The sequence below is a fragment of the Streptomyces sp. NPDC000345 genome, from assembly GCF_042898825.1.
Lineage (GTDB): Bacteria > Actinomycetota > Actinomycetes > Streptomycetales > Streptomycetaceae > Streptomyces.
In genome coordinates this window covers 103,339-130,004 of sequence record NZ_JBIAZE010000006.1, presented here as the reverse complement: position 1 = coordinate 130,004, position 26,666 = coordinate 103,339, and the positions used below count along the sequence as shown (strand labels likewise).

Annotated in this window: 22 protein-coding genes; 11 read left to right on the top strand and 11 right to left on the bottom strand. The window is 73.4% G+C overall.

The features are described from left to right. Positions 1–65: 65 nt before the first annotated feature. From ACFY30_RS16345 to ACFY30_RS16325, 5 genes are all read right to left on the bottom strand, one after another. Complete coding sequence (locus ACFY30_RS16345) at positions 66–977, bottom strand: NADP-dependent oxidoreductase (protein WP_390845858.1); 912 nt, start codon at positions 975–977, stop codon at positions 66–68. Positions 978–1,069: 92 nt separating this feature from the next. Next, positions 1,070–1,468 carry a cupin domain-containing protein gene (locus tag ACFY30_RS16340; protein WP_390845857.1) on the bottom strand — a complete coding sequence of 133 codons (399 nt, stop codon included), beginning with the start codon at positions 1,466–1,468 and terminating at the stop codon, positions 1,070–1,072. Continuing rightward, positions 1,465–2,259: a cupin domain-containing protein gene (locus tag ACFY30_RS16335; RefSeq protein ID WP_390845856.1), complete on the bottom strand. Its 795-nt coding sequence runs from the start codon at positions 2,257–2,259 to the stop codon at positions 1,465–1,467. The genes ACFY30_RS16340 and ACFY30_RS16335 overlap by 4 nt, the downstream gene beginning before the upstream one ends. Then, positions 2,256–3,512: a sedoheptulose 7-phosphate cyclase gene (locus tag ACFY30_RS16330; protein WP_390845855.1), complete on the bottom strand. Its 1,257-nt coding sequence runs from the start codon at positions 3,510–3,512 to the stop codon at positions 2,256–2,258. Before ACFY30_RS16330 ends, ACFY30_RS16335 begins: the two co-directional genes overlap by 4 nt. 437 nt (positions 3,513–3,949) lie before the next feature. Next, positions 3,950–4,393: a MarR family winged helix-turn-helix transcriptional regulator gene (locus tag ACFY30_RS16325; RefSeq protein WP_390659537.1), complete on the bottom strand. Its 444-nt coding sequence runs from the start codon at positions 4,391–4,393 to the stop codon at positions 3,950–3,952. 424 nt (positions 4,394–4,817) lie between these two features. Here ACFY30_RS16325 and ACFY30_RS16320 point away from each other — a divergent pair, with 424 nt between their 5' ends. From ACFY30_RS16320 to ACFY30_RS16300, 5 genes are all read left to right on the top strand, one after another. Continuing rightward, positions 4,818–5,885 carry a VOC family protein gene (locus tag ACFY30_RS16320; protein ID WP_390845854.1) on the top strand — a complete coding sequence of 356 codons (1,068 nt, stop codon included), beginning with the start codon at positions 4,818–4,820 and terminating at the stop codon, positions 5,883–5,885. A 176-nt stretch (positions 5,886–6,061) separates the two neighbouring features. Further along, the gene (locus ACFY30_RS16315; RefSeq protein WP_390845853.1) at positions 6,062–6,817 is read left to right on the top strand and encodes a hypothetical protein; all 756 of its coding nucleotides are present in this window, start codon (positions 6,062–6,064) and stop codon (positions 6,815–6,817) included. Between the two features lie 104 nt (positions 6,818–6,921). Continuing rightward, on the top strand, positions 6,922–8,631 hold the full coding sequence (locus tag ACFY30_RS16310) for an FAD-binding oxidoreductase (protein ID WP_390845852.1): 1,710 nt from the start codon (positions 6,922–6,924) through the stop codon (positions 8,629–8,631). A 217-nt stretch (positions 8,632–8,848) separates the two neighbouring features. Next, entirely contained in the window at positions 8,849–10,054 is a 1,206-nt protein-coding gene (locus ACFY30_RS16305; RefSeq protein WP_390845851.1) for an acyltransferase family protein, read from the top strand. A gap of 122 nt (positions 10,055–10,176) precedes the next feature. Next, the gene (locus ACFY30_RS16300) at positions 10,177–11,469 is read left to right on the top strand and encodes an MFS transporter (RefSeq protein WP_390845850.1); all 1,293 of its coding nucleotides are present in this window, start codon (positions 10,177–10,179) and stop codon (positions 11,467–11,469) included. Positions 11,470–11,518: 49 nt separating this feature from the next. Here ACFY30_RS16300 and ACFY30_RS16295 read toward each other — a convergent pair whose 3' ends face one another. Next, complete coding sequence (locus ACFY30_RS16295; protein ID WP_390845849.1) at positions 11,519–12,253, bottom strand: DUF4232 domain-containing protein; 735 nt, start codon at positions 12,251–12,253, stop codon at positions 11,519–11,521. A 212-nt stretch (positions 12,254–12,465) separates the two neighbouring features. Here ACFY30_RS16295 and ACFY30_RS16290 point away from each other — a divergent pair, with 212 nt between their 5' ends. Continuing rightward, positions 12,466–13,797, top strand: a complete 1,332-nt coding sequence (locus ACFY30_RS16290; RefSeq protein ID WP_390845848.1) for a helix-turn-helix domain-containing protein — start codon at positions 12,466–12,468, stop codon at positions 13,795–13,797. 89 nt (positions 13,798–13,886) lie between these two features. Here the strand turns inward: ACFY30_RS16290 and ACFY30_RS16285 are convergent, their stop codons facing one another. The 3 genes from ACFY30_RS16285 to ACFY30_RS16275 all read right to left on the bottom strand — a co-directional run bounded on the left by ACFY30_RS16285 (position 13,887) and on the right by ACFY30_RS16275 (position 17,182). Next, on the bottom strand, positions 13,887–14,996 hold the full coding sequence (locus ACFY30_RS16285; RefSeq protein WP_390845847.1) for a CU044_5270 family protein: 1,110 nt from the start codon (positions 14,994–14,996) through the stop codon (positions 13,887–13,889). Beyond that, positions 14,993–15,709, bottom strand: a complete 717-nt coding sequence (locus ACFY30_RS16280) for an RNA polymerase sigma factor (protein WP_390845846.1) — start codon at positions 15,707–15,709, stop codon at positions 14,993–14,995. Before ACFY30_RS16280 ends, ACFY30_RS16285 begins: the two co-directional genes overlap by 4 nt. A 123-nt stretch (positions 15,710–15,832) precedes the next feature. Further along, positions 15,833–17,182, bottom strand: a complete 1,350-nt coding sequence (locus ACFY30_RS16275) for a hypothetical protein (RefSeq protein WP_390845845.1) — start codon at positions 17,180–17,182, stop codon at positions 15,833–15,835. A gap of 220 nt (positions 17,183–17,402) precedes the next feature. On the opposite strand from ACFY30_RS16275, the gene ACFY30_RS16270 reads away from it, so the two are divergent. Beyond that, positions 17,403–20,546: an ATP-binding protein gene (locus tag ACFY30_RS16270; protein WP_390845844.1), complete on the top strand. Its 3,144-nt coding sequence runs from the start codon at positions 17,403–17,405 to the stop codon at positions 20,544–20,546. Here the strand turns inward: ACFY30_RS16270 and ACFY30_RS16265 are convergent. Next, positions 20,524–21,318, bottom strand: a complete 795-nt coding sequence (locus ACFY30_RS16265; RefSeq protein WP_390845843.1) for an ABC transporter permease — start codon at positions 21,316–21,318, stop codon at positions 20,524–20,526. The genes ACFY30_RS16270 and ACFY30_RS16265 overlap by 23 nt on opposite strands. Beyond that, complete coding sequence (locus ACFY30_RS16260; protein ID WP_390845842.1) at positions 21,315–22,295, bottom strand: ATP-binding cassette domain-containing protein; 981 nt, start codon at positions 22,293–22,295, stop codon at positions 21,315–21,317. Before ACFY30_RS16260 ends, ACFY30_RS16265 begins: the two co-directional genes overlap by 4 nt. A gap of 171 nt (positions 22,296–22,466) precedes the next feature. On the opposite strand from ACFY30_RS16260, the gene ACFY30_RS16255 reads away from it, so the two are divergent. The 4 genes from ACFY30_RS16255 (at position 22,467) to ACFY30_RS16240 (ending at position 26,635) form a co-directional block, all read left to right on the top strand. Continuing rightward, entirely contained in the window at positions 22,467–23,015 is a 549-nt protein-coding gene (locus ACFY30_RS16255) for a phosphatase PAP2 family protein (protein ID WP_390845841.1), read from the top strand. Positions 23,016–23,421: 406 nt separating this feature from the next. Next, positions 23,422–23,643: a CarD family transcriptional regulator gene (locus tag ACFY30_RS16250; RefSeq protein WP_390659555.1), complete on the top strand. Its 222-nt coding sequence runs from the start codon at positions 23,422–23,424 to the stop codon at positions 23,641–23,643. Positions 23,644–24,129: 486 nt separating this feature from the next. Beyond that, positions 24,130–24,612, top strand: coding sequence for an Asp23/Gls24 family envelope stress response protein (locus ACFY30_RS16245; RefSeq protein ID WP_390845840.1), 483 nt, complete (start codon positions 24,130–24,132; stop codon positions 24,610–24,612). 115 nt (positions 24,613–24,727) lie between these two features. Next, entirely contained in the window at positions 24,728–26,635 is a 1,908-nt protein-coding gene (locus ACFY30_RS16240) for a SpoIIE family protein phosphatase (RefSeq protein WP_390845839.1), read from the top strand. Positions 26,636–26,666: the final 31 nt, after the last annotated feature.

Sequence of the window (26,666 nt, the reverse complement as noted above, 5' to 3'; positions counted from 1 at the left end):
GAGTCGCTGTCCTTGGTCGTCGGATTCCGTTGCGTCGGAGCGCCCCATGGGCGCCGGGCGGATGGTCAGGGCAGCAGCAGGAGTTTGCCCCGCACGCCGCCGGCCGCCAGGAGTCGGTGGGCCCGGGGCGCGTCCTCGAACCCGAGCTCCTTCGCGGTGCGCAGCCGCAGGCTCCCGTCGTCCACCAGCGAGCAGAGCGCGGAGAGCCCCGGGCCGTCCTGCTCCACATAGGAGACGGCCACGTGGATGCCGCGTTCCGCCGCCGGCACGCGGGTGGGCACGACGGAGACCGCGCGACCGTCGTCCCGTACGGCGCCGATCGCCTGGGGCAGGCCCGCTGTCTCCAGCAGGCCGTCGACGCACGCCGCCGGGAAGTGCGCCTCGTCCACCACCACCCGGTCCGCGCCCAGCGCGCGCACCTCGTCCTCGTCCCGAGCGGAGCGAACCTGCGCCACCACGGTCAGGCCGCGCAGCCGGGCGAGTTGCACCGCGAGGCCGCCGACCGCACCGACGGCACCGGTGACCAGCACGGTGGCTCCCTCGGGCAGGGCGAGGGCGTCGAGCGCCTGCCAGGCGGTCAGGCCGGCCAGGGGCAGCCCTGCCGCGCCGGTCAGTGAGACCGAGGCGGGGGCGGGAGCGACGATGTCCGCCGGCAGTGCGACGGTCTCGGCGTACGTTCCCTGGCCGGTGGCCATCTGAGCGGACATCGCCACGACCTGGTCGCCGACGCGGAACCCGGTGACGTCCTCGCCCACCGCCGTGACCGTGCCCGCCACGTCCCAGCCGAGGATCATCGGCGGCCGGACAGCGCTGTGCCCGGCGTGCAGACCGGCCCGGGTCTGGAGGTCGACGGGGTTGACGGCGGCCGCGGCGGTGCGGATGAGGAGGCCGTCCGGGTCCGGGACGGCCGGTTCCGGGACCTCGGAGACCGACAACCGCTCCGGGCCTCCGTAGGTCGTCAGGACTACAGCACGCATGGTCTGCTCGCCTTCCTGTACGTGTTCCTGTACGTGCGCGGCCCGGCCGGACCGGGGGGGATCCGCCGGGCCGCGGTGCGTCGGTCGGCCGGTCAGGCCGAGACCAACTCGGGGATGCGGGGCGGCAGTCGGTCGGTGACGGAGGTGGCGAGCGTACGGACGGTGATCAGCCGCACCGCGTCGCTGTCCGCCACGAGCCGCGCCTGGCAGCCGTGCGGAATCAGGGCCAGCTGCCCCGCCCGGACGGCACGTTCGCCGGAGGCCGTGGTGACCAGCAGCCGGCCGTCGAGAACGAGCAGCGCTTCCTCGACCCCGTGCCGCGGGGTCGCCGTCAGCACGGCGCCGTGGGGGAGCAGCCAGTGCTCCACGGCTTCGCACTCGCTGTGCAGCATGCCCCGGCGCACCAGGCACGTCCATGCGGCCGCCGCGTCGGTGCCCGAGCCGGTGGCGACGGTGGTGCGCACGGCCTCGGCCGTGGTCGAGATGATCACTGTGCCTCCGCGGCGTGCGCGGGAAGAGCCAGGGTCACGATCAGCAGCCGCATCGGCGTGACCGCCTCGATCCTGGTCGACGTGCCCGCGCCGAGGGTGACGCAGGTGTCCGGCGACAGGCCCGTGGTGGTGTCGTCGGCGGTGGCCCGGCCTTCACCGCTGTGCACGAACACGGCGAGTTCCGCGTCGGGCGAGCCCAGGAGGGTGCGCCGGCCCGCGTCGAGGTCGACGGCCTCCACCGTGCGCAGGGGGCCGGTGAAGACGCCGTCGGTGGAGACGGTCCTCTCCTTGAAGAGGTCGTGGATGACCGCGTCGCTCATAGGGGGAACTCCCGGGTGGCTGAGACCGGCTCCGGACAGGACGGCGTCCGTGCCGGGTGCGAGGGTTTCGATGACCCACCAGTCGAGGTCGGCCTCCCCGGTGTTGCGCAGCCCGTGCACATTTCCGGGGGCCGTCAGGGCGAGCGATCCCGGCCCGACGTGGTGGGGGTGGCCGTTGAAGAGGAACTCCCCGTGTCCGCGCAGGATGAGGTAGATCTCCTCGGTACGGGTGTGACGGTGCTCTCCGCTGAGTCCGCCCGGTGGGATGGAGGCCCATTCGACGGCCTCGGTGGCGGAGTCGAGCTGGCGGCGACCCGCGAAGCACTTCCAGCGGGTGCGCCCGGCGGCTCCGTGGACTCCGTGGACCGTCGCGGCACCCGCCACGGTCCCGGCCGAGCGCAGGGCGCGGGAACGCCCGCCCGCCGCCGGGGCGTCGGGCGCCCCGTGGTGCGTGGTGGCTGCGGTGGTCACCGGGAGACTCCCGAGGCGAGGGTGCCCAGCGCCTCGGCTGCCGCGCCGAGTTCGGCCTCCGTGACGTCGTTGACGAAGACCGCGCTGCCGATGCCGACCGGGAGAGGGAGACGCTGCTTGCCGTTGCGGTGCCGCACCGTGTCGCGCAGGGCCTCCCCGAGCAGTTCCGGTGTGCACAGCGGGTGCCAGGTGGGCAGTCCGAGCCGTTCCATCACGCTGAGGATGCGGTCGCGCTGGTAGCCGCTGACCAGTCCGCGGTGTTCGGCCATGACGGTGGTGAGCGCCATGTCGACGGCCACGGCCTCACCGTGCAGCAGCGCGGGAAGGGCGTGCATCTCGATGGTCGGGCTGAAGGTGTGGCCGTAGTCGACGACCCGTTCCAGCACCTTCTCCCAGAGGTTGGGCTGGAGTTCCTCGAGCATGCCCTGGATGGCCCGTTCCACCACCTCGGTCGCGGGATCGAGGTGCAGTCCGCGGGCCGCGAGACGCTGGTCCACCGGGACGTCGGCCGGGGTGGGGCCCATGGCCGGCGGGCTCTGGAGCTTGCTGTGCAGGAGGTCGGCGCCGTGCTGCTCCAGCAGGTCGAACAGGCGGGCGTCCTTGATCAGAGCGATCTTGAGGATCTCGGCCAGTCCGTTGCTGATGTGCCGTTCGTCGAGCGTGGCCAGGAACGACCGGTCCAGCAGGGTGCGGTCCGCCGGGAAGTAGGTGCCGAGCCGGTTCTTGTGTCCATTGTGGTTCACCCCGGTCTTGGCGCCGACTCCCGCGTCCACCAGGCCGATCAGGGTGGTGGGGATGCGGATGAAGGGCGTGGAGCGGCGGTAGAGGCTGGCGGCGAAGCCGACGATGTCCATGAGGACGCCGCCGCCGATGGCGATCACGGGTTCGCGTCGGCGATCGACACCGAAGGCGTCGAGGGCTTCGGTGACCTGCAGCACCGCGTTCACCGACTTGTGCGTCTCCCCGTCGTCGAGGACCAGCACGCGATGGTCGACACCGTGATGGGCGAAGTAGGCGCGGATGCGGTCGCCGTAGAGGGAGTCGACCACACGGTCGGTGACGATGAAGCGACGCTGTCCGCCGCGGCCCGAGGCGTCCTCCAGGATGGTGCTGTTCCCGGGGTCGAGCAGGTTCTCGCAGGCCCGTATCTCGTACTGGACCGGGTTGCTGGTCTGAACCGACCAGTGGGTGACCGGGCTGCCCACGGCGAAGAGACCGTCGTTGTGTCGCGTGGTCCGGGTTTCTTGCTGCATCAGGCTTCCGCCTCCGACGAAGAGTCTCGGTTCGGGTCCGTTGCGAATCCGGTCGGGGCAGTTCCCTTGCGTGTCCGCGCCGCGAAGCCCTTGGGGTCGCATGCGCAGGATCTGGCCACCTCACCGTGGCCTGCCCCCCGTCGCCGACACCGACCCTGACACATGTTTCATTGCGCACGCAAGGACATGCCGGAGCAGTCGGGGCGGACGCAGGCCGGAAAGGGGCCGTAAGGCGAACGGGAATGCGGATCTACCTGTGGTTTTTCACGAAAGAAACGCCTCGGGATGGCTGGAAGTGCTCGAAGGATGCATGCTTTTGCAAGGAACGGGCCGTCCATGGCACCACCGGCCCGGCCACGGCACCGCCGGCCCGGCCGCCCGGGACGCGAAAGAGCCCCCCGTCCGTGCGACGGGGGGCTCGGCGGGGACCGCACGGCTCAGCGGTCGAGGGTCGGGGCGTACCGCAGCCTGGCGACGACCGAACTGGTTCTGCTGTCCATGGACGCGACTTCCAGCGCCATGCCGACTTCACGGCGGAAGAGATTGCCTATGTCCGCGACGATGGACCGGCCGGCGTCCGTGACCCGCACCACCACGCCCCTGCGGTCCGTCGCGTGCGCCGCCTTCTCGGCCAGGTCCCGCGCCTCCAGCCGCTGAACGGCGCGGGTGGCCGAGGACTGGTTGAGGCCGAGGAGCTGGGCGAGTTCGTTCATGCGCATGCCCGCCGGATCGCCGTTGCTCAGCGCCCGCAGGGTGAGGAAGTCCGTGAGGCCCAGCTCGAAGTCCTCGGACAGTCTTCGGTCCAGCGCGGTCCCGACCTCCGCGACGAGAACCGACAACTGACTCCACAGCTCGACGCTGTCTTCCTTGCGCGCTCGCATGATGTCGCCTTCTTCAGGTTGCCCGAAGGTTCCGCCGCCCGCCGAGGGGACTGTCCGGGCACATTGAGGGGGAGGCCGGCTCGGTCCCGCGACAGCCAGGACGGCCAGGCCCTACCCAGAGTACGAGGCGGCGGCAACCAGGGAAACCCTCCGACATCCCGGCTTTTACATGCCCGCACAAAGAGATCCACAAGTCCTTGACATGGCGACTGTTCGACAGATCGCTTCCGATGCAGATAACCGCAGGTCAAGTAGGCCGTACGGCGCTGCACCCCATCGGCACCTCCGAGGGTATTCCTTGCGCACGCAACGACATTGCCCTACTGTCGCCACCGGTCGGCCCCTGGTCGCGAGCAGGCGGCCGGAGTCCGAGCATTCGTGTGCCGCGTGTGCCCAGCACCCGGCGCCATTCCGAGGGGGAACCATGCTCAACGCCGTCACGGCGTCGTCGTCCACAGCGCTCCGTGGCCTTCCCACCGCACGGGCCGTGGACCACTACGCCTTCACGGTGCCGCGCCTCGACGAGGCCATCGCCTTCTTCACCGGCGTGCTGGGGGGTGAACTCTGCTACCGGGAGGGGCCGGTCGAGGATCCCTCCGGCGACTGGATGACCCGGAAACTGGGCGTTCATCCGCGGGCCCGGGCCCAGGTCGCCCTGGTCAGGCTCGGCCCGTACACCAACCTGGAGCTCTTCGAGTACACCGCCCCGGACCAGCTCGCCTCGCCGCCCGGCCCGAGCGACGTCGGCGGCCACCACCTCGCTCTGCTGGTCGCGGACCTGGACACGGCCGAGCAGCATCTGCGCCGCGCGGCCACCGTCCGTCTCGGACCACCGGAAACCCCCGGAGCGGCCCGCCGCTGGTTTCTGACCCCGTGGGGCATGCTGCTCTCGCTGCGCGGCCCCGGGCGACGAGACGGCCGGTGCTTCGTTCCCGCGCCCGCTCCGTACGCCAACGCCGTCCAGCGCTCGCTCGGGCTGCTGGGCGTCGAGCACGTGAGCTACACCGTCGCGGATCTCGACGCCGCCACCGCCTTCTTCACCGAAGTGCTGGGCGCGGAGCCGGTGGAGAGTTCACAGGGCGCCGCGGACCGGCCGGACGGGCACTGGCCGCCCGGCGCCGAGCAGTCACGGCGGACGCTGCTGCGCACCGGCCCGACCGCCAACTGCGAACTGACGCAGAGCGGAACGGGCGCCCTGCGCTCCCTGCCCCCGCGCAACAGCGACGTCGGCGGCCACCACCTGGCCTTCTACGTCGACGACGTGGACGCGGCCGCCGCCTATCTGCGCGAGTGCGAGGGCGTGGTGCTGATGGGCGAGCCGGAGACGATCACCCAGGGCCCGATCGCCGGCGACCGCTGGCTCTACTTCAGCACACCGATCGGCATCCAGATGGAGATCATCAACATGCCGGACGGATCACTGCCGTACGAGACGCAGACCCCGGCCCGACGCGCCACGCCCGGGGACCTGCGGTGGCACGACCGCCCCTGACCGGGGGGACTCCACGGTCCGGGACGCTTCAGCGAATCGTTCCTTCAGGTCACTGCGACCGTCACGGCCGCTTCCGCCCGTGCCGGGTCCGGCCCGGCACGGCCCGGCCCGGCACGGCACGGCCTGCGGGAACGCTTCCGCCCGCTCGATGACCTTCACCATCCGGGGGAATTCTCATGAACACGCTCGCCCCGTTACGGCCCCGTCCGGCCGGGCCGCTGCGCAGAGCGGCGGATGTGACGCTCTGGCTCGACTGCCGGCGCACGTCCCCGGAGAGGGCGCGACAGGCCCGCGCCGACCTGGCGCACACCGCCCACGACATGCTGCCGCCCCTCCCCCAGGGCCATGTGCCCGAACGTCTGTCCGCGGACGGCACGGTCGTCGCCGGTCCCGTCCACGGACTCGCCGGATACCGGCGGCTGATGCGGAGGCTGCTGTCCGGGACCGCGGCCTCACCAGGCTCCGGACCGGTGGCGCGCCCCGTCGCCGTCGAGTACCCCCTTCCGGCCGTCGACGCCCTGGTCAACGCCCGGCTCGACCTGATCGGGAGCTGCGAGGCCAAGGCCATGCGGTTCCGCGCCGGGATCGCCGGAGCCCACCTGCTGTACGACGCGCTGCGACGCGATCTGCGTTCCCCGGGCTGGGTCCGGGCGGTGGCCCGCGACGTACCGGCGCCGTACCTGCTGTGGACCACCGAGCCCTGCGCCGGCCCCGACCAGGGCGCCGAGTACGCCGAGAAGTGCCTGTTCCCCGGGACGGCCGTGGCGCTCTCGCCCGACGCCCTGCGGACGTTCTCGCGGCACGCCGTCGTCACCGGACCCACCGCCGTCGACCTCAAGGAGGCCCGCCGCGTCGTCGGGATCCTCGACTGGTTCGGCATCCGTCTCGACGCCCTCGACGGCCCCGTCGCGCAGGGCACGACGCCCTGCTGACCCCGCCGGCCGGTCCCGGCCGAGCCCCGTTCGGCGCACCCGCGCGGCAGCCGCCGGGCACGCCCTCCGTTTCACCTCCGTCCCACCACTCCAAGGACTCACCGATGCCTTCGTCTGCCCCCGTGCCCCCGGACTTCTCCGCCGCCCCGGCTTCTGCCGTCCCGTCCCCACCCGCCCGGACGCGGGTCACGGCACGTCAGCGGGTGCACCGCCGGACCTTCCTGTCCGGCACGGCCGCCGCGGGCGGCGCCCTCGCCGTCACCGCCACCGGGCTGAGCCCCGCCGCCGCAGCCGCGACGGACCGCGGACGCGCTGCCTCGGACACGGCGCCGATCACGGTACGCCCGGCGGACCGGCGCTACGCGGACCTGCGGCGCGGCACCAACCAGCGCTGGGTCGGCAGCCCCGAGCAGATCGTCCTGGCCACGTCGACCGGCGACGTCGTCCGGGCCGTGCAGCAGGCGGTCGACTCCGGTGCGCGCCTTGCCGTGCGCAGCGGCGGTCACTGCTACGAGGACTTCACCACCAGCCGTGAGATCACGGTCGTCCTCGACCTGTCGCGCATGGACGACATCTCCTACGACGAGCGCCGCCGGGCCTTCTCCGTCCAGCCCGGCGCCGCCCTCGGCCGGGTCTACGACCGCCTGTACAAGGGCTGGGGCGTCTACCTCCCGGCCGGCAACTGCCCCACCGTCGCCGCCGGCGGCCACATCCAGGGCGGTGGCTACGGGTCGATGAGCCGGCGCGACGGACTCGCGGTCGACCATCTGTACGGCATCGAGATCGTGGTCGTCCAGGCGGACGGCACCGCCCGCGCGGTCACCGCTACCCGCGAGCCCGACGACCCGCACCGGGACCTGTGGTGGGCGCACACGGGAGGCGGCGGCGGCAACTTCGGCGTGGTGACCCGCTACTGGCTGCGCTCGCCCGATGCCGAGGGAAGTGATCCGGCGGCGCAGTTGCCCACTCCCCCGCGCGAGGTGTGGCTGAGCGAGGTGGCCTGGCCCTGGGAGCAGCTGACCGAGGCCCGTTTCACCCGCCTGATGTGGAACCACGGCGACTGGCACGCACGCAACAGCGGCCCCGACTCCCCGTACACGAAGCTGTTCAGTCAGCTCAAGCCGTTCCACAAGTCGGCCGGAGCGGTGGTGCTCGACTCGCTGGTCGACGCCGGGGCCCCCGGTGCCGAGCGCCTGCTGCAGAGTTACGTGTCCGAGGTCGGCGCGGGGGTCGGCGTCCAGCCCCAGGTGCGCCAGTACCGGCGGGTCCCGTGGCTGCACGCCACCCAGTGGCCCGGCTTCACCGGCCCGGACCCCACGATCAGGTTCAAGGGCAAGTCGGTCTACGCCCGGCGCAACTACACCGACGCCCAGATCGCCGCCGCCTACCGGCATCTGACCCGCGACGACTTCCACAACCCGAGCGCGCTGCTCATGATCGCGTCCTACGGAGGGGCCGTGAACCGCGTCGCGCCCGGCGACACCGCGGTGCCCCAGCGGGACTCCGTGCTCAAGTACCAGGTCGTCTCGCTGTGGAACGACGCCGCGGACGACGAGGCCAACATCGCCTGGGTGCGGGAGTGCTACCGCGACATGTTCGCCGCCACCGGCGGTGTGCCGGTGCCCAACGAGACCAACGACGGCTGCTTCGTGAACTACGCCGACGTCGATCTGGCCGACCCCCGCTGGAACACCTCCGGTGTGCCGTGGCACGACCTGTACTACAAGAACGGCTACCGGCGGCTGCAGAAGGTCAAGGCCGCCTGGGACCCCACCGGCTTCTTCCGGCACGCCCAGTCGATCCGGCCCGCCTGATCCTCCAACCGGCCCGCCCCGACCGCCCATCAGGCCCACCCGAATCGCCGATCCGGCCGTCCTGACCGTCGATCAGCCCCGCCTGATCGCTGCTCCGGCCCTCCTGACCGTCGATCAGGCCCGCCTGACCCGTCCGCCGTCGCGGCCGCACCGCGTCCCCGCCGACGCCACCCGACGGGGCTGTTCCTGTCCGCTCTCCCACATCCAGGTGATCCTCGTGTCCGTCGACTCCACCGCGCCGGGGCGCTCGTCCCGGCTCCCCTCACTGACCGGGATGCGGTTCTTCGCCGCCTTCCTGGTCTTCCTGTTCCATCTGTCGTTGCTCGACGCCTACTCCACCCCCGGCGAGGGCCACGGCCCGTTCGCCTCCGTCCTGAAGAACGGCGGCTGGGCGGGCGTCACCTTCTTCTTCATCCTCAGCGGATTCGTCCTCGCCTGGTCCGCGCGGGACGACGACACCACCCGCGCCTTCTGGGGCCGCCGCCTGGCGAAGATCTACCCCAACCACGTCGTCACCTTCTTCCTCGCCCTGGTCATGTACGCCTACGCGTCGGCGACCTGGGGACGGGGCATACCGAACTTCCTGCTGCTGCAGGCCTGGGTGCCCCGCGACGACGTGTTCTTCAGCATCAACAACCCGAGCTGGTCGCTCTCCTGCGAGCTGGTCTTCTACCTGCTGTTCCCGGTCCTGCACCGCTGGACGCTGCGCATCCGGGCCGAGCGGCTGTGGGGGTGGGCGGCCGCGACCGCAGCGGTGATCGTGCTGCTGCCGCTGGCGGTCCAACTGCTGCCGGCGGGCGAGACGTTCGGGCCGAACCACGCCAACTCACCGCTGTACGGCCACTCGATCACTCAGATGTGGCTGGTGTACATCTTCCCGCCGGCCCGGGTCCTCGACTTCCTGCTCGGCATCCTGGCGGCCCGGATCGTGCTGTCCGGCAGGTGGATCGGCCTCGGAGTGCTGCCGGCGCTGGCGCTCACGGTGGGGGCCTACGCGGTGAGCCTCACGGTTCCCTTCCTCTTCTCCCTGAACGCCGTCGTCGTGGTGCCGTTCGCCCTGCTCATCGCCGCCACCGCGGCACGTGACGCGCGGGGGCTGGGCACCGCGGTCGGCGGACGCGTGTGGGTGTGGCTGGGCGAGGTGTCCTTCGCCTTCTACCTGGTCCACCAGATCCTGCTGTCCTTCACCCAGGAACGGCTCGGCTTCAAGGAGGCGGACTCGCCCGCGGCGGCGGTCGGCGTGGCGGCGCTCGTCGCCGCGGTGAGCCTGCTGCTGGCGTGGCTGCTGTACATCGGGGTCGAGCGGCCCGTCGTACGGGCCTGGGCACGCCGGGCCCGGGCGGCGCGGACGGCCGGGACGCAGGACGCCGTCCGTCCGCCGCGGGACGACAGCAACCGGCCCGTCACCGTGGGCACTCCCTGAGCCCCCGCTCCGACCGCCCGCCGCCGCGGCACGGCTCGCCGCGCGGGCACGGGCAGGGCGGCCCCTACGACGGTTGCCCTGCCCGTGCCCGGCGGTGACGACCACCAAGGAGACCACCACCCATGCCGCTCCCCGTCTTCGCGATGATGATCTGCACCTTCTGCATCGGCACCGCCGAGAGCGTCATCGCGGGCATCCTTCCGGCCATCGCGCGGGACATCGGCGTCTCGCTCACCGCCGTCGGCATGCTGATCACCGTGTACGCCGTCGCGGTCGTCCTCCTGGGTCCGTGTCTCACCGCGGCCACGACCGGGCTCCGCCGGACCGTCCTCATGCCGAGCATGATGGGCGTGTTCATCCTCGGCAACGTGCTGGCCGCGCTCGCCCCCGGCTTCGGCTGGCTGGTCGCCGGCCGGGTGGTGAGCGCGCTGGCCCACTCCACGCTCATCGCCGCCTTCGTGGCGACGGCACGGGACATGGCTCCCGCGGACCGCCGGGCCGCGTGGGGGGCCAAGGTCACCCTCGGCATCGGGCTGTCCAGCGTCGCCGGCGTCCCGGTCGGCACCCTCATCGGGGACGCCTTCGGGTGGCGCGCCACCTTCTGGGCGCTCGCCGCGCTGAGCCTGGCCGCGACCCTGCTGCTCCTGCGGTGCGCGGTGCCCGAGGCCCCGCCGGTGGCGGCCACGCGCCGACGCACGGCGGCGGGCACCGGCCTGCGGAAGTCCGCCCTCCCGGCGCCGATGCTGCTCGTCGCCCTGGTGATCGTGCTCGGCACGGGCGGGGTGTTCGCGCTCTACACCTACGCCTCGCCCTACCTCACGCAGGCCGTGGGGTTCGGCCCGCGGAGCGTCACCGTGCTGCTTCTGCTCTACGGCGTCGGCGGCATCGTCGGCAACACGGCCGGCGGCCGGGCGGCCGACCGCTCCCCCTACGCGGCCGTACTCGCCACGCTGGGCACGGCCGCGGCGGCCCTGCTGCTCCTCGCCCTGCTGCCCGGCAGCCGGTGGGCGGTGGCCGGCCTGTTCTGCCTGCTGGGAGCCGCCTACTTCGCGACCATCCCGGCGCTCAACACCCAGATCGTGACCGCCGCGGGGCCCTCGTCGCCCACGATGGCCCTGACCATCAACAACTCCGCCTTCTGCGTGGGGATCGCGCTCGGCAGCTGGCTCGGCGGCTTCCTGCTGGCCCGCGGTCACACGCTGCCGTCCGTGGCGGCGGCGGGCGCGGCGCTGACGGCCGCGGCCCTGCTGCTCGCCCTGGCGTGCCCGGGCCGTGGTGGCGGGGGCCGGAAGCCGGCGCCCGCGCCCACGCGGACCACCGGCTCCGGTCCCGAGGCCCACCCGGACGTACGGCCGCCCCAGCACACCCCGTCTCCGGTCCCGGCTCCCGGACCGACGGCCGGGCCCCGCCCCTAGTGCGCTCGGCGCCGTCGGCCCGGCCTCCGGCGTGGGCGGGGCCCGGGCCTCACCAGGCGAGGGCGTCGGCCATGGTGGACTGCCAGTACGAGACGGCGATCGAGTCGTCGACGTACACCCCCTTCGCGGGGAGCGACGGGTGGGCGGCGCTCGCGCCGTCGTCGAGGAAGACCTCGAGCGACTTGGCCGTGTAGCCGTTCGAGCCGCTGCCGTCCGCGGCCGAGAGAAGGACGCTCGCATAGCCCGACTCGCCGGGGGCCAGCGTGACCACCGCCTGCGGCTTGGAGTCCTCGAAGGCCGGCGGGACGGACTGGGCCTCGCCGAACCGGACCGCCGGATGGCCGACGAGGTCGCAGTTCTTCGAGCCGGTGTTGGTGACGGTGAGGAGAAGGTGGTTCAGGGGCCGGGAGACCTCCGTGGCGCTCATCCGGGTGGAGGTGCTGGAGCAGGGGGTCCTGGTGGGCCCCGAGTCCTTGGCGCCCGTGGAACCCGACGAGCCCGTTGAACCCGAGGTGCTGCCGGAACCGGCCGCGCCGCCGGTCGCGCCTGCGGCGGCCGAGCCCGCCGGGTCGCTGTGTCCCGCCCCGGCGGTGCCTCCCCCGCTCGTCCTGGACGGGGACGTGGTGGAGGCCGTGGGCGTCGACGTGGACGCGGAGCCTGCCGGGGCCCCCTCGTCGAGGACGCCGTCTCCGCTCCTGCACGCCGTCAGCGTCAGCGCGGCGGCCGCGAGCGTGGCGGCGACGAAGACACGGGTACGGCGGGCGCGGCGGGTGCGTGTGGACATGGGATCCCCCTTGTGCGTACGGGTGTTGGCCAGGCCGCTCGACCGGCTGCCGGGAGCGGCGTGCTTGGATGGCCCAAGCCTGTGCGGCGATCCGTCCCGGCCGCCACGACTGCCGGGACATCCGGGACGCTGGAACGCTTGCGACAGGTCTGACCTGGGGGAATGACCGTTGCCTGGAATGCGGTTCCGGGACGTGGGGAGAGAGCGGAACGGTGGCGGGAGACGAATTCTCGGAGCTGTTGGGCCGGTTGAAGGATCGGTCCGGGCTCAGTTACGGAGTGCTCGGGAAGCGGCTGCACACGAGTGCGTCCACGCTTCACCGGTACGTCAACGGGGACGCCGTACCGACCGACTACGCGCCCGTGGAACGGTTCGCGCGGGTCTGCAGGGCGACGCCCGAGGAACTGGTGGAACTCCATCGGCGGTGGGTTCTCGCGGACGCCCGGAGGGGGCAGAAGGCGGCCGGGGCGGCAACCGGGAACGGGACAGGGACCGGGACAGGAGCGGCGGAGGCCCCGCCGGCCGAGGCCCGGTCGGCGGAGGCCGGGACGGCAGGTTCCGAAGCAGCCGCCGGGGTTGCTCCCGAGGACGGGCGGCGGCCCTCGGCTGAGGCTCCCGTGACGCGGCGGCGTACCGCCGTCCTCGCGGGGACCGCCGTGGCCGCCGCCCTCGTGTCGGCGGCCCTCGTGGTGCATCTCGTGTCCGGCGAGGGCGAGGACGACCGAGGCGGGAAGCGGTCCGTGGGGGCGGCTGCCTCCCCGTCCGCCGACGGGACTCCCGGCGCCTCCGAGCCGGCCGGGACGACGGGCGGGCCGGCCTCGCCGTCCGCCTCCCGCAGCGGCAGTCCCACGGCCTCCGGCTCCGGGCCCGCCTCCGCCGCACGGAGCGGTGGGGCCGGGGCGGCCCAGGGCGACGGCGAGGCTGAGGGGGCGACCGCGCCGGCCGTCGCCGTCAATCCGTACAAGTGGGAAAGCCCGTGCGGCCCGCACTTCCTGGTCGACCGGAAGCCCGAGCAGGTACCTCCACCGCCTGGTGAGCCGGACGCGCGCGGGTGGGTCAACGCGCTCGGCGGGGTCGCCGCCGGGCAGCAGATGCTCGCGCTGACCGTGCAGGGCACCGGGAAGGCCACCGTGGTCCTGAAGGAACTCCATGTGCGGGTGGTGGAGAAGAGCGCGCCGCTCGCCTGGAACGACTTCGCGATGGGCGTCGGGTGCGGTGGCGGCGTGGAGACGGCGGCATTCGGGGTGAACCTCGACGCCGGGCGGCCCGCGCTCTCCCCCGAGGCCGGTCAGCGCGACTTCCCGTACAAGGTGAGCGAGTCCGACCCCGAGGTCTTCTACGTCTTCGCGGACGCGCGGGCGCACAACGTTAGCTGGTACCTGGAACTGGAGTGGTCCAGCGGCGACCGGCAGGGCACCCTGCGCATCGACGACCACGGCAACCCCTTCCGGACGAGCGGGAACGTGGGCCGGCCCGCGTACACCTACCCGCTCGGTTCCTCGGAATGGGGCCGCGACGAGACGGACCCCTATGTTCCCGGCTGACACGCCGACGCCCCGGTGCCTCCCGTGTGTTCGCGGAAGGCACCGGGCGCTCTTCGTGGAGGCGTCGGGTGAACCGGCAGGCGGATGTGTCAGCCGGTCTGGGACGGGGTCTGCTTGATGCCGTCGACGACGGCGCGGTTCATGACGGCGCTGGTGAAGATCACCGTGCCGGGCTTGATCAGGCCCTTCTCGCCGCTCGTCCCGTTCACCTGGACCGTGCGCTCGCCCAGGAAGACGTGGGTCTTCCTGTCGAAGATCCACTCCTCTCGCTGGCCGCTGTTCTCGTCGAGGCGGGCCACCGCCACACCGTGCCGGCCCGCCGCGTCCACCGCGTCGTCGACCACGACGACACCCGGGATCTTCGCGGCGGCCTTGAACAGGGCCGGGTACAGCTCCGCCGGGGGGTAGCTCTCGCCGAGCAGGTCGCCGATGGTGGTGAACGCCTCCTGGTCGGGGCTGTTGCCGTGGCCCTCCGTCTCCTTGTAGATCTTGGCCAGCAGCGCGTCGGGGTCGGTGGTCAGCTTGGCCAGATAGTCGTACGACGGGGCGTTCAGGTATGCCTTCGGGGTGTTGCCCTGCTCGTCGGGAAGGCTCAGGGTCTCGCCCTCGGGGCTGTCGTTCACGGCCGGGTCGATCAGCCAGCCCTTGGTGCCGTCCGGGGACTCCCACACCTGACGGGTGTGCAGCTCGTGACTGGCCAGGCTGCTCTTGCCGTTGACGGTCTTCACGAAGCTCTCGGCCATCTTGGACTCGATGTAGATGTACTGGCCGGGCCCGACGGCCGACTGCTCCACCTCGGCCGCCGTCAGCGCGATCCGGTCGAGCAGCTGCGGTGCGCCCTTGGCGGTCGCGGCGCCGACGGTCGTGGTCAGGGCCGGTCCGGTGGCGACGCCGCCGTCCCTGACTCCCCCGCCGCCGCCGGACGACACCACGCCGACGATCGCCGCGGCGACGGCGGCGGCCAGCGCGGGCAGGGCGATCGCCGGACGCGGCAGCCGGAGCCGGCGCGTCGTCGCCCGGGCCGCCGGCCGCGTCCCCGTGCCGGTGTGCTCGGCCTGCTGCGTCTCGTGAATCTGGGCCATCATGCGCTCCTTGTGGAACTGGTGACGGCCCGGCGGCAGGTCGCGCGTCGTCCGGTCGAAGAGCTGGGCGCCCTCTTCCCACTCGGCAGCGTGGTGCCGGGACGGGTTCGCGTTCATCGGTTTCCTTCCTGTGCGGGCCGGATCGCGTGTGCGTGATCGCCTCTTGTCTGTCGGCCGGGCCGGCCGGCTTCCCGTTTCACGAGACTTTCTTCGAGATTCCCTGGGGGAACCGCCTCCGTCGCACGGGCCGCCGCTCGTCCTCTCAACTGCCTTGCAGGAAGGGTTGGTTGGCTGCCGTCCGGGTCGGTCCCGGCGAGTTTGCGGAGCTTCTTGCGGGCGCGGGAGAGGCGGGAGGCGACCGTGCCGGCCGGAATGCCGAGCGCCTCCGCGGCGGCCTGGTAGTCCAGGCCCTCCCCCAGGCAGAGCGCGATGACCTCGCGCTCCGGGCGGCGCAGCGAGGCGAGGGCGGTGAGTGCCGTGGCGAGGCGCTGCCGGCCGTCGAGCCGGTCCGCCACTTCCTCGGCGTGGTCGGGGACCGAGAGTTCGGCCGCCGCGGCGGCCTGTGCCGCCGCCCGGTACCGCCGGTTGCTCCGGTACTGGTTGCGCGCGGTGTTGGTGGCGATGCCCAGCAGCCAGGGCCGCAGGGAACCGCCCTCCGGGTCGACCTTGTCGCGCAGCCGCCACGCCTCCATGAAGGTCGCGGCCATGACGTCCTCGGCCGTCGACCAGTCGGCGGTCAGCCGGAAGGCATGGTTGTAGACCGCGCGGGCGTAGGTGTCGAAGAGCTCGGCGAACGCGCTCGGATCCCCGGCCCGTACCCGGGTACGCATATGAGTGCTCACCTCGATGAGCTGTCCGGCACCCCGCACCGACTTCCCGTGACCTGCGTCACACTGGAGTGGGTGTGCCGCGGGTCGGACCGTGCGCGGTCCGGCCCGCGGGCCCCACTGCTGTCAAGCGGACGGGTTGACGACCACCTTGGCCGTGTTGTTCCTGCTGTTCGGGTCGAAGGTGCGGGACCCGTCGGCGTGCGGATGGACGACGACGCGGCCCGTCGCGTCGGGGACGACCCGGTCGATGCGCAGCTGGAACGGGAAGCCGACCTTCAGGTCCGGCTTGGCCCACATCGGCAGGGTGCAGGCGTAGTGGCCCACGGCCGGGTCGTCGCCGGACGTCCAGGCGGTGTGGCAGGTGTCGGGCACCGAGGTGGCGGTGGTGCCCTCCGGGAGGTAGTAGTCGATCACGGCGACCGGGTCGCCTAAGGCGACGTTGCCGACCCAGGCCGGGCCGCGGTTGACGAAGCGGAAACCGGCGGTGACGGTGTCGCCGGCCGCGCCGCTCACCTCGGTGCCGCGCACCGCGAAGTCGGCCGTGTTGTCGGCGTCGACGTGCCAGGAGCGGCCGTTGTCCGAGCCGTCGAGGTCGGTGGTGTCGCCGCCGGGCTGGACCTCGTAGTCGAACCGCTCGTACAGCGCGTGGTCGGTGACGGCGAGCCGCAGGGGCTCCGGCAGCTCCACGGTGGCGCCGGGCGCGACCTCGGTGTCGAAGGAGCAGGTCACGTACGTCATCGGCGTGTACTCGCCGCCGTCGTCCGGGCCGGTGTAGGCGCACTGCGGGTAGCGGGTGACGACGTCGAGGCCGTACGTCGCCCACATCCGCACGCTGAAGCCGTGGGCGGTCTCGTTGCCGGTGTTGGTGACGGAGAACGGCACGGTGAGGCCGGTGCCGGGCGCGACGCCGGAGACGTCCTGCGGGGCACCGATACCGAGGTCCGGGCCGGAGCCGACGGTGACGAAGGTCTCAGCCGAGCCCTCCGGGGCGGTGAGCGTGCCGTCAGGTCCGCCGGTGGCCCCGGCGGAGTACTCGATCGCACCCTGCGCTCCCACGGCGGCGCCGGCGGCGGCCCGCACCTCCAGCTGCACCTGCGCGCTGTAGCGGGTCGGCACGGTCCCGGTGTCGCACACGGCGACGGTGCCGGCGTCGTCCGGCGCGCAGTTGTCGGGCCAGGCCACCTCGGCGATCCCGGCGAGCCCGGAGACGTCGACGGTCAGCCGTCCCTCGGTGACGGTGAAGTCGGCGTTGTCGTGGTACAGGCCGAGCGCCAGCGACCGGTACTGCCCCGTACCGGTGTCGGGGGCGACGGTGACCGCCTGCTCGTACGGCGCCTGGATCCACAGCTGATCGCTCGGCGCCTCGCCGTCGGCGAAGGCGACCCCGCTGCCGAGCCCGGCGACGGCCAACGCCCCCACGGCCCCGGCACACGCCCCGCGACGCAGCACACGCCCGACGGAGACAGAACTCATGACATCCCCCAGATGGGACAGAAGAGATCCCGGCACAGGGACCGGCACCGGGCGCGAGTTGGACGGCCTGCCGAAACGGAAGGTTGTAGGTGAGGGGCGCGGGATGCGGGGTTCCTACCGTCTTCTTGATCACCCGGGTGGGGCGGGGAGGGGGACCGGGCCTCGGCGCCCCCTCCGGTGCGTGGGGTGCCTTCGGTGGTGTCCTGGCTAATCTTCAGGCATGACAACCGAGTTGGCGCTGCTGCCGCGAGTCGCCTATCGCGGGCGGGAGGTCACCGCGCCCCGGCTGCGCGGGCTGTTGGCGTTGCTCGCCGGGGATCTGCGCACCGGCTGCAGCACCGGCCGGCTGGTGGAGGGGCTGTGGCCGGACGAGTTGCCGGAGCGGCCGGGCAAGGCGGTGCAGGTCCTGGTGTCGAGGCTCAGGGCGCAGCTGGGGGCCGAGCTGATCGTGAGCACGCCGACGGGGTACCGGCTGGCGCTGGAGGAGTCACAGGTCGACAGTTCCGCGCTGCTGCTGTACGAGGCGGGCAGTGCCGAGCGGGCGCGGGCCGGGGACCACGAAGGTGTCCTGGCGCAGGCCGAGGCCGGCTTGGCGCTGTGGGACGGGAACGCGGGCGCCGGGGCGGGAGAGGACCTGCACGATCCGGTGGTGGCGCTGCGCGCCGAGCGGGTCAGGGCCGTCCGGTCGCTGGTCCGCTCCAGGGCGCTCGCGCTCGCCCGGCTCGGGCGGCGGGAGGAGGCCGCGGCACCGCTGGCCGGGCTGGCCCGGGAGCTGCCCCGGGACGAGGAGGTGCTGGCCGAGCTGCTGCGCTGCGAGGCCGCGACCGCCGGGCGGGCCGCCGCGCTGACCCGGTACGACGCCTACCGCCGCGGGCTGCGGGACGAGCTGGGGACCGATCCGGGGCCCGGACTCAGGGCCGTGCACCAGGAGTTGGTGCGGGCGGAGGCGCCGGCGGTCCGTCACGGGGTGCCGCACGAGCCGAACCCGCTGCTGGGACGGGACGCCGACGTCGCCGCCGTGGGCAGGCTGCTGCGCGAGGCGCGGGTGGTCACGGTGGTCGGGCCCGGCGGGCTGGGCAAGACGCGTCTCTCCCACGCGGTGAGCCGGGCGGCCGAGCAGCCCGTGGTGCATTTCGTCACCCTCGCCGGTGTCCTCGCCGACGCCGATGTCGCCGGCGAGGTGGCCTCCGCCGTCGGTGCCGGGGAGGGCCGGCAGCTCACCGGGGGCGGGGACGGGGTGAGCGGCATCGCCGCCGCGCTGGGCGCCGGGCCCGCGCTGCTGGTGCTGGACAACTGCGAGCATGTGATCCCGGGCGCGGCCGATCTCGTACAGGCACTGGTGTCGCGGTCGAAGGAGCTGCGGATCCTGGCCACCAGCCGGGCCCCGCTGGGGCTGACGTCGGAGTCGGTGTACGCCCTGCCGGAGCTGTCGACGGCGACGTCGGTCGCACTCTTCGAGCAGCGGGCGCGGGCCGCCAGGCCGGGCGTGGAGCTGCCCGCCGACAAGGTGGCCGAGATCTGCCGCCACCTGGACGGGCTGCCGCTGGCCGTCGAACTCGCCGCGGCCCGGGTGCGGGTGCTCTCCGTGGCCGACATCTCGCGCCGGCTCCGGGACCGCTTCACGCTGCTGCGCGGCGGGGCCCGCGACGCGCCCGAGCGGCATCGCACGCTGCAGGCCGTGGTCGAGTGGAGCTGGAATCTCCTGGAGGCCGACGGCCGGGCCGCGATGCGCGCGCTGTCGGTGTTCCCCGGCGGGTTCACCGAGGACGCCGCGCAGTACGTGCTCGGCGAGGGCGCGGACGCGCTGACCCTGCTGGAACAGCTGGCCGGTCAGTCTCTGATCAAGGTGGGTGACGGCCCTTCCGGAGTGCGCTTCCACATGCTGGAGACGCTGCGGGAGTTCAGTGCCGCCCGGCGCTCCGAGGCCGGCGAGGACGACGCGGTGACCGGCCGGTTCCTGCGCTGGGCCCGGGACTTCGGGCGGGCGCACCACGACGTGCTGTTCAGCGGCGGTCCCGAGCGCCCGTGGATCCGCATCCGCGCCGAGCAGGACAACCTCGTCCTGGCCCTGCGCCATGCGCTGGCCCGCGCCGACGGGCCCACCACCGCGGCGCTCACCGCCGCGCTGGGCTCGCTCTGGGCCACCGGCTCCACCTACGCCCGGCTCGCGGCCCTCGCCGAGGAGACCGCCGGGCCGCTGTCCCACTTCCGTCCCGGCCCCGAAGACCCCGAGGACGTCGAGACGGCCCGCAGCGCGGCGACGGTGTGCACGGCGAGCCTCTTCATGGGCCGCGGCCCCTACGCCGTACGCCATCTCGTCACGCTGCGCCGGCTGCCGGCCGCACCGCCGGACACGCTGACGCGGGCGCTGGCCGTCGTGCTGTGCGCCTTCCCGGAGATCCACCCGCCGCGGTACACGCGGCTGCGGGAACTCTGCGAGGCCGGCGCGCCCATGCTGGCGGGCATGGCGGCGGGCGTCGCCAGTTACGTGTGGGAGGCCGAGCACGACACGGAGGGCGCGCTGGAGTGCGCCCGCCGGATGCTCGACGTGCTGGGGCCGCTCGAGAATCCGGCCATGCGGCTGATCGGGCATGGGCGGATCAGCGAGCTGTGTCTGAAGTCCGGGCACGGCGCGGAGGCGTACGACCATCTGCGGGCCGCGCTGAGCGCGCTCGACGAGGTCGGCGACTGGTCGGACACGATCGGCGTCCGCGGGGGGCTGGTGCTCGCCTGTCTGCAGCGCGGGGAGGTCGACGAGGCGGAGTACTGGCTGGGGCTGGCGGCCCTGGAGCAGTCGGAGTCCGCCGAGACCTTCGGCACCGATCTGCCGGCCCGTGCGGAGATCGCCCTGGCCCGCGGGCTGACCGAGGTCGGGCTCGGGCTGTGGCGCCAGGCGGTGGAGCGGATGCAGCAGGGCAGCCTGCTGCATGCCGACGATCCGTTCGTGGATCCGTGGTCCCTGGAGATCCAGTCGGCGGCGCTGGCGGCACACGCGCAGTGCGGCCGGCTCGAGCCGGTGGCCGGGCTGGCCGAGCGGCTGCGGGAACGGCTGCTCGGGATGCTGTCCGGCTCCTCCGGCGACAGCTCTCCGGCGGAACTGCCGGTGTACGGCACGGTGTTGCTGGCGCTCGGCTTCGCCGGGCTGGCCGGGGGCGATCCGGCGGCGGTACGGCTGGTGGCGCTGGCGGAGCGGATGCCGGCGGTACGGGAGTTCCCCAGCCTGTCGCCGGCCCGGTCCCGGGAGGCCGCCGAGAACGCCGACAGGGCGGCCTACGACGACGCGAGGTCGGCGTACGCCACCCTGAACCGGGAGGAACTGCGGGCCGCCGCACGGCGGGAGCTCAGCGCTGCGGCTCGCGGTTGAACCGCGCCTTGGACCACAGGTAGCCCAGCACCGACAGCCCCAGGCACCAGGCGACGGCCAGCACCGCGTTCCGGGTGCCGATCCCGCTGCCCAGCAGCAGTCCGCGCAGGGTCTCGATGAGGGGCGAGAACGGCTGGTACTCGGCGAACCAGCGGAACCAGCCCGGCATGGCGTCCACCGGCACGAACGCGCTGGACAGGAACGGCAGCATCACCAGCGGCGTCCCGATGTTGCTGGCCCCCTCGGGGTTGGGGCTGATCAGGCCGATGCCGACCGCGAGCCAGGTCATCGCGAGGCTGACCAGGGCCATCAGCCCGGCCGCAGCGAGCCACTCCACCAAGGACGCGTCGGGCCGGAAGCCGATGGCCAGTCCGATGCCCAGGACCAGCACCAGCGCCGTCATCGTCTGGATCACGCTGCCGATCACATGGCCGATCAGCACGGAGGCGCGGGAGATCGCCATGGTGCGGAACCGGGCCATGATGCCCTCGGTCATGTCGGTGCACACGGCCACGGCGGTGCCGAGCGAGGTCATGGCCACGGTCAGGAGAAGAATGCCGGGGACGAGGTAGGCGACGTAGTCGGCCCGGTCCGCGTGACCGCCGTTGATGCCGGCGCTCATCACGTTGCCGAAGACGTAGACGAACAGCAGCAGCAGGATGACCGGGGTGAGCAGGAGGTTCAGGGTGAGGGAGGGGTAGCGGCGGGCGTGCAGGAGGTTGCGCCGCAGCATGGTGAGGTTGTCGCGGAAGGCGTACGAGGGGGTGCTCATCGGGCGGTCTCCTTGGCGGTGGTGGCGGTTTCGGTGTCGGCGGGGGCGGGGTTGCCGGTCAGCGCGAAGAACACGTCGTCCAGGTCCGGGGTGTGCACGGACAGCTCGTCGGCCTCGATGCCGGCGGCGTCCAGCCAGTCGAGGATGGCGCGCAGCTCGCGCTGGCTTCCGTCGCTGGGGATCTGCAGGGTGAGCGCCTCGTCGTCGCGGGTCGTCCCGCGCAGTTCGGCCGCCGCCCGGGCGTGCGCCGCCGGGTCGGAGAAGCGCAGCCGTACATGACCGCCGGGGACGAGCCGCTTGAGCTCCTCGGCGCTGCCCTGGGCGACGAGCCCGCCGTCGTTGAGCACCGCGATGCGGTCGGCGAGCTGGTCGGCCTCCTCCAGGTACTGGGTGGTCAGGAAGACGGTCGTCCCGCCGGAGACCAGCTCGCGGATGATCTGCCACATGGTGTGGCGCGAGCGCGGGTCGAGGCCGGTGGTCGGCTCGTCGAGGAAGATGATCCGCGGGTCGCCGACCAGGGTCATGGCGATGTCGAGGCGGCGCTTCATGCCGCCGGAGTAGGTGGAGGCGGGCTTCTTGGCGGCCTCGACCAGGTCGAAGCGCTCCAGCAGTTCGGCGGTGACCCGCCGGCCCTCGCCCTTGGACAGGTGGTGCAGGTCGGCCATCAGGAGCATGTTCTCCTCGCCGGTGATCAGGCCGTCCACGGCGGAGAACTGGCCGGTGACGCCGATGGCGGCGCGGACGGCCTGGGCCTCGGCGGTGAGGTGGTGGCCGGCGATCCGAGCCTCGCCGCCGTCGGCGGAGATCAGCGTGGACAGGATGTTGACCACCGTGGTCTTGCCGGCGCCGTTCGGCCCGAGCAGGGAGAAGATCGTGCCGGTGGGCACCTGGATGTCGATGCCGTCGAGGACGGTCTTGTCCCCGTAGGACTTCCGCAGCCCGGTGGCCACGATCGCGGGTTCGTGGTTCGTCGTCATGCCGCAGAGCTTGCGGGCGGGGCGGTTCAGAAGGGTTTCACCGCGCTTTCAGCCCTCCGGGAAGGGCTTCGGGGCCTTGAAACCCGCAGCTCGGCGGCGCACGGCGGCCACGTGCGTGCGCCGCGTCGTCGCTCCACGTATGGGCGGCGGCGGGCCGGATACCCGTGCGCAATGGAACTGACCGGGACCCTGCGCGACGGCGACCGCCGGCTGGCCAGGCGGGTGATCGCGTGGGGGCCGTCCTGGCTGCGGCGGGGCGGACTCGCGTGGGAGGAGGCGGCCGAGCACACCAAGCTGTGGTGGGCGGCCGCCGGGACGATGGCCGCCGTCGGCGGCGCGCGCGGCCGGAGGGCCGCCGTTGCCGGGCTGTCCGCGACGGCGGTGGCCGAGGTGCTGTCCAACGGGATCGCGAAGCAGGTGTACGAGCGGCGCCGCCCGCCGCGGGAGTGGGTGCCGCCGGACGCCCTTCGGGAACGCCCGGACAGTTCCTCCTTCCCCTCCGGTCACACCGCTGCCGCCGTCGCCTTCTCCGGGGCCGTCGCGCCGACCTGGCCGGTCGCGGGGGCCGCGTGCGGCGCCGCCGCGGTGCTCGTCGCGGCTCAGCGGGTCCACGGCGGGGCGCACTACCCGTCCGACGTGGCCGCCGGGGGTGCGATCGGGCTCGTGGGGGCCGCTCTGGTGCGGGCCGCACCGCGGCTTATCCGCCGCCGTCTGCCCTGACGACCCGTGACACGAGCCGTCGTGGGTACCCGGCCCGGCGACGAGCAGCCCACTCTCCCCGAGGAAGGGACCCCGTGAGCCCCCATCCCCCTCTCGCCCTGCTGGCGGCGGCCCTCACCGCCGTCGTCCTGCTGGTGCGCTGGCGGGCGACTGCGCGCCCCCGGCACGGCCGCCCCCTGCTGCGCCTGTCCCCGCCGTGGCGCCGAGCCGGATCCGGCCGCCCCGGCCACCCGGACGGCCCGCGACGCGGCAGCCGGCCGCCGTCGGCCAGGCCCTCGCTTCCCGGTCCGGCATCGGGAACATCGCCGTCGCACCGGTCGTGAACGGCACCCGCGCCCGGCCCCGGGCCGGATCCTCTGCCGACGACAGGGTCGGGCCCGTTGCGGGCAGGCGCATACTGGTCGCAATGACAAAGCCAGCCGCGCACAGGCGCCACCTCCCCACCAGCCCCTTCAAAGCCCCGGTCGTCCGGCCTCCCAAGCTGTTCGAGGTGGGCGACCAGGTCACCCACGACATGTACGGCCTCGGCCGGGTCATCGGCATAGAGGAAGGGATCGCGGCGCTCGTGGACTTCGGTTCCACGCAGGAGCGGATCCTGAGCCCGTACAACAAGATGACCAAGCTGTAGGACCGTCGTGTCCTTCCCGACCTCTCACCGAACGGGAGCCCTCCCATCGACCTGACCTCGCTGTTCTCCGCCCCGGAAGGGGCGCCCAGCCATGCCGCCGCGGCATCGCCGCCGCCGACGACGAACCCCTTCCAGGCCCCGGACTTCGGGGAGAGCGAGCTTTTCCCGTTCGAGGACGCGCAGGCTGGTGTCCCGGGTCGGCGCACGGACTGACCACCATCGGTGAAACGGACCAGCCACCACCGGTGAAGGGGTCCGGGCAGCGGCATGGCCGTCCGCCGCGCGAGGCGCCGTCCTCGGGTTGTGCGGTACGGCCGCGCTGATCGGCGCGAGAGCGGTTCCGGCGGCCGGACGGCGGAGCCTGCCCCCGGCGCGCCCGCCGGCGGGAAACCGGTCCGTCCGATCGTGCCGATGCCGTTCGCGTGTCGTGGCGAAGGGGTACCCGGAGGCGGCACATCCCATCGGACACGGGCCGAGGCGATCACCATGACGGACAACACCACCAGCATCAGCTCGGCGGGCCGCCCCGACACGGGCGTGAGCGCGCTGAAGGGCCGTACCGGAGCCGGGGCTCCGGCGGAGACCCGCGGGAAGACCACCATCGCGGACGGCGTGGTGGCGAAGATCGCGGGCATGGCCGCCCGTGAGATCCCCGGCATCCACAACCTCGGCGGCGGCATGGCCCGGGCCTTCGGCGCCGTACGCGAGCGGGTGCCAGGCGGCGGAGGCGGCGGCGTCTCGCGCGGAGTGAAGGTCGAGGTCGGCGAGCGCCAGGCCGCGGTCGACCTGGACATCGTCGTCGAGTACGGCGTCTCCATCGTCGAGGTCACCGGTGACGTGCGCGCCAATGTCATCGGCGCCGTGGAGCGGATGACAGGCTTGGAGGTCGTGGAGGTCAACATCTCCGTCGACGACGTCCACCTCCCCGACGAGGAGGAGTCCGAACCGGAGGAGGGCCGCGTGAGGTGACCCACCGGTCGCCGCGTCCCGTCTCTCGTCTCCCCCGCGAGAACACGCCCTAGCGGCGGGGAGAGCACGTCACCGGCCGCCGTCGGGAGCGCTCGGTCATGGGAAAGGCGATGCGGTGGAGGGTGTGACACCCGGCGAGGACGCGGGGCGGCCGTGGGCCGCGGAGCCGGGCCTGTGGCGCCGGGTCGTGGAGCAGCTGGGCACGGCCCTGGTCGTGGTGGAGCCGACGGGACGCATCGCCGCGGTGAACCCGGCCGCCGAGCGGGTGCTGGGCCGCACCGCGGCGGCGATGAGCGGGCAGGACGTGCACGACCTGCTCCACCGGGGTCCGGACGGCGCCCGGATCCCACGGGAGCAGTGCCCGCTCCTGCGGGCGCTGGCCGCGGGGAGCCCCGGGCGCGGGGAGAACGACGGCTGTCTGCTGGGCGACGGGCGCCTGGTCCCGGTCACCTGGTCGGCGTCGCCCCTGACGGACGACGGTGTCCCGTGGGGCACGGCCGTGATCATCACCGAGTCGGCCGGCGACGGCCCGACGCGCCGGGAGCGTGCGGAACGCGCGGCCCGTACGCACGCCCTGGTGAACCTCACCGAGCGGCTGACGCTCGTCGCCGAGATCACCGACGTGCTCGGCCAGACCCTGGAGACCGACGAGGCGCCGGCCCGGCTGGGCCGCCTTCTGGTGCCACGCCTGGCCGACTGGGCTGCCGTGGATCTCCTGACCGGCCCCGGCCGGGTGCACCGGGTCTCGGTCACCGGGCCCGAGGGCCGCGACGCCGCGCAGGAAGGCCTGCGCGTCGGCCTTCCGGCCGCCGGGAAGGCGAGCCTCTCCGCCTTGGTCCAGGTGCTGAGCGGAGGCGATCCGGTCCTGTGGGTGCGGGCGGAACCGGCCGCGCCGCCCGGTGCGCCCCCCGACGCGCCGTCCGGCGTGCCCCGTGACTCGCCGCCCGGCTCACCGCCCGGTGCGCCCCCCGACGCGCCGCCCGGGGTGCCCCGTGACTCGCCGCCCGGCTCTCCGCCGGACTCTCCGCGCGGCTCCACGCCCGGTTCCACGCCCGGTTCCACGCCCGCCTCTCCACCCGACCTGCCCCTGGACGCCGTTCACCGGGGCTTCCTCCGGGCGACCGGGGCGTCCTCCGTCCTCACGGTGCCGCTGGGCACCGGACAGCAGCTCACCGGCGCCCTGACGCTGGTGCGCACCGATCCGGCGCACCCGTTCGGCACGGGTGACCTGGAGGCGGTGAGCGACATCGGCCGCCGGGTGGGCCTGGTCATCGACAACGCCCGCAGGTTCGGCCGGCAGCGCGCCGTCGCCGAGGCCATGCAGCGCAACCTGCTTCCCCCGCTGCCCCGGCACGGCCGGCTGCGGCTGGCCGCCCGCTACCAGCCCGCCCCGGCCGGGTCGCAGGTCGGCGGCGACTGGTACGACGCGTTCGGCCTGAAGGACGGTGCGCTCGCGCTGGTCATCGGCGACGTCGTGGGCCACGACCTGACCGCGGCGGCCGGCATGGCCCAGCTGCACGGCATCCTGCGCTCCCTCGCCTGGGACCACACGGGGCCGCCCGCCGCCGTCGTCGACCGCCTCGACGACGCCCTGCCCGCCATCACCACCGTGCCGATGGCCACCCTCGTCCTCGCCCGGGTGGAGGGCCCGCCCGACGGCCCGTGGACCCTGCGGTGGACCAGCGCCGGGCATCCGCCGCCCCTGCTGCTGACCGGCGACGGCGACGCCCAGTACCTCGAAGCCGGGCAGGGCATGATCCTCGGGGCCCGCCTGGACGCCGTCGGGCAGCGGCCGGACGGCACCCACCCCCTGCCTCCCGGGTCCACGCTCCTGCTCTACACCGACGGCCTGATCGAGGTCCCCGGCAGCGATCTGGACACCGGGCTGCGCCGGCTGCGCCGTCACGCGCTGGCGCTCGCCGGGGAACCGCTGGACTCGCTGTGCGACCGGCTGTCGGCCCGTATGTCACCGGGCAGCACCGACGACATCGCCCTCCTCGCCCTGCGTCTGCCGCCTCCGTGACCGGCCAGGACGCCGGCCGGCGACTCCCCAG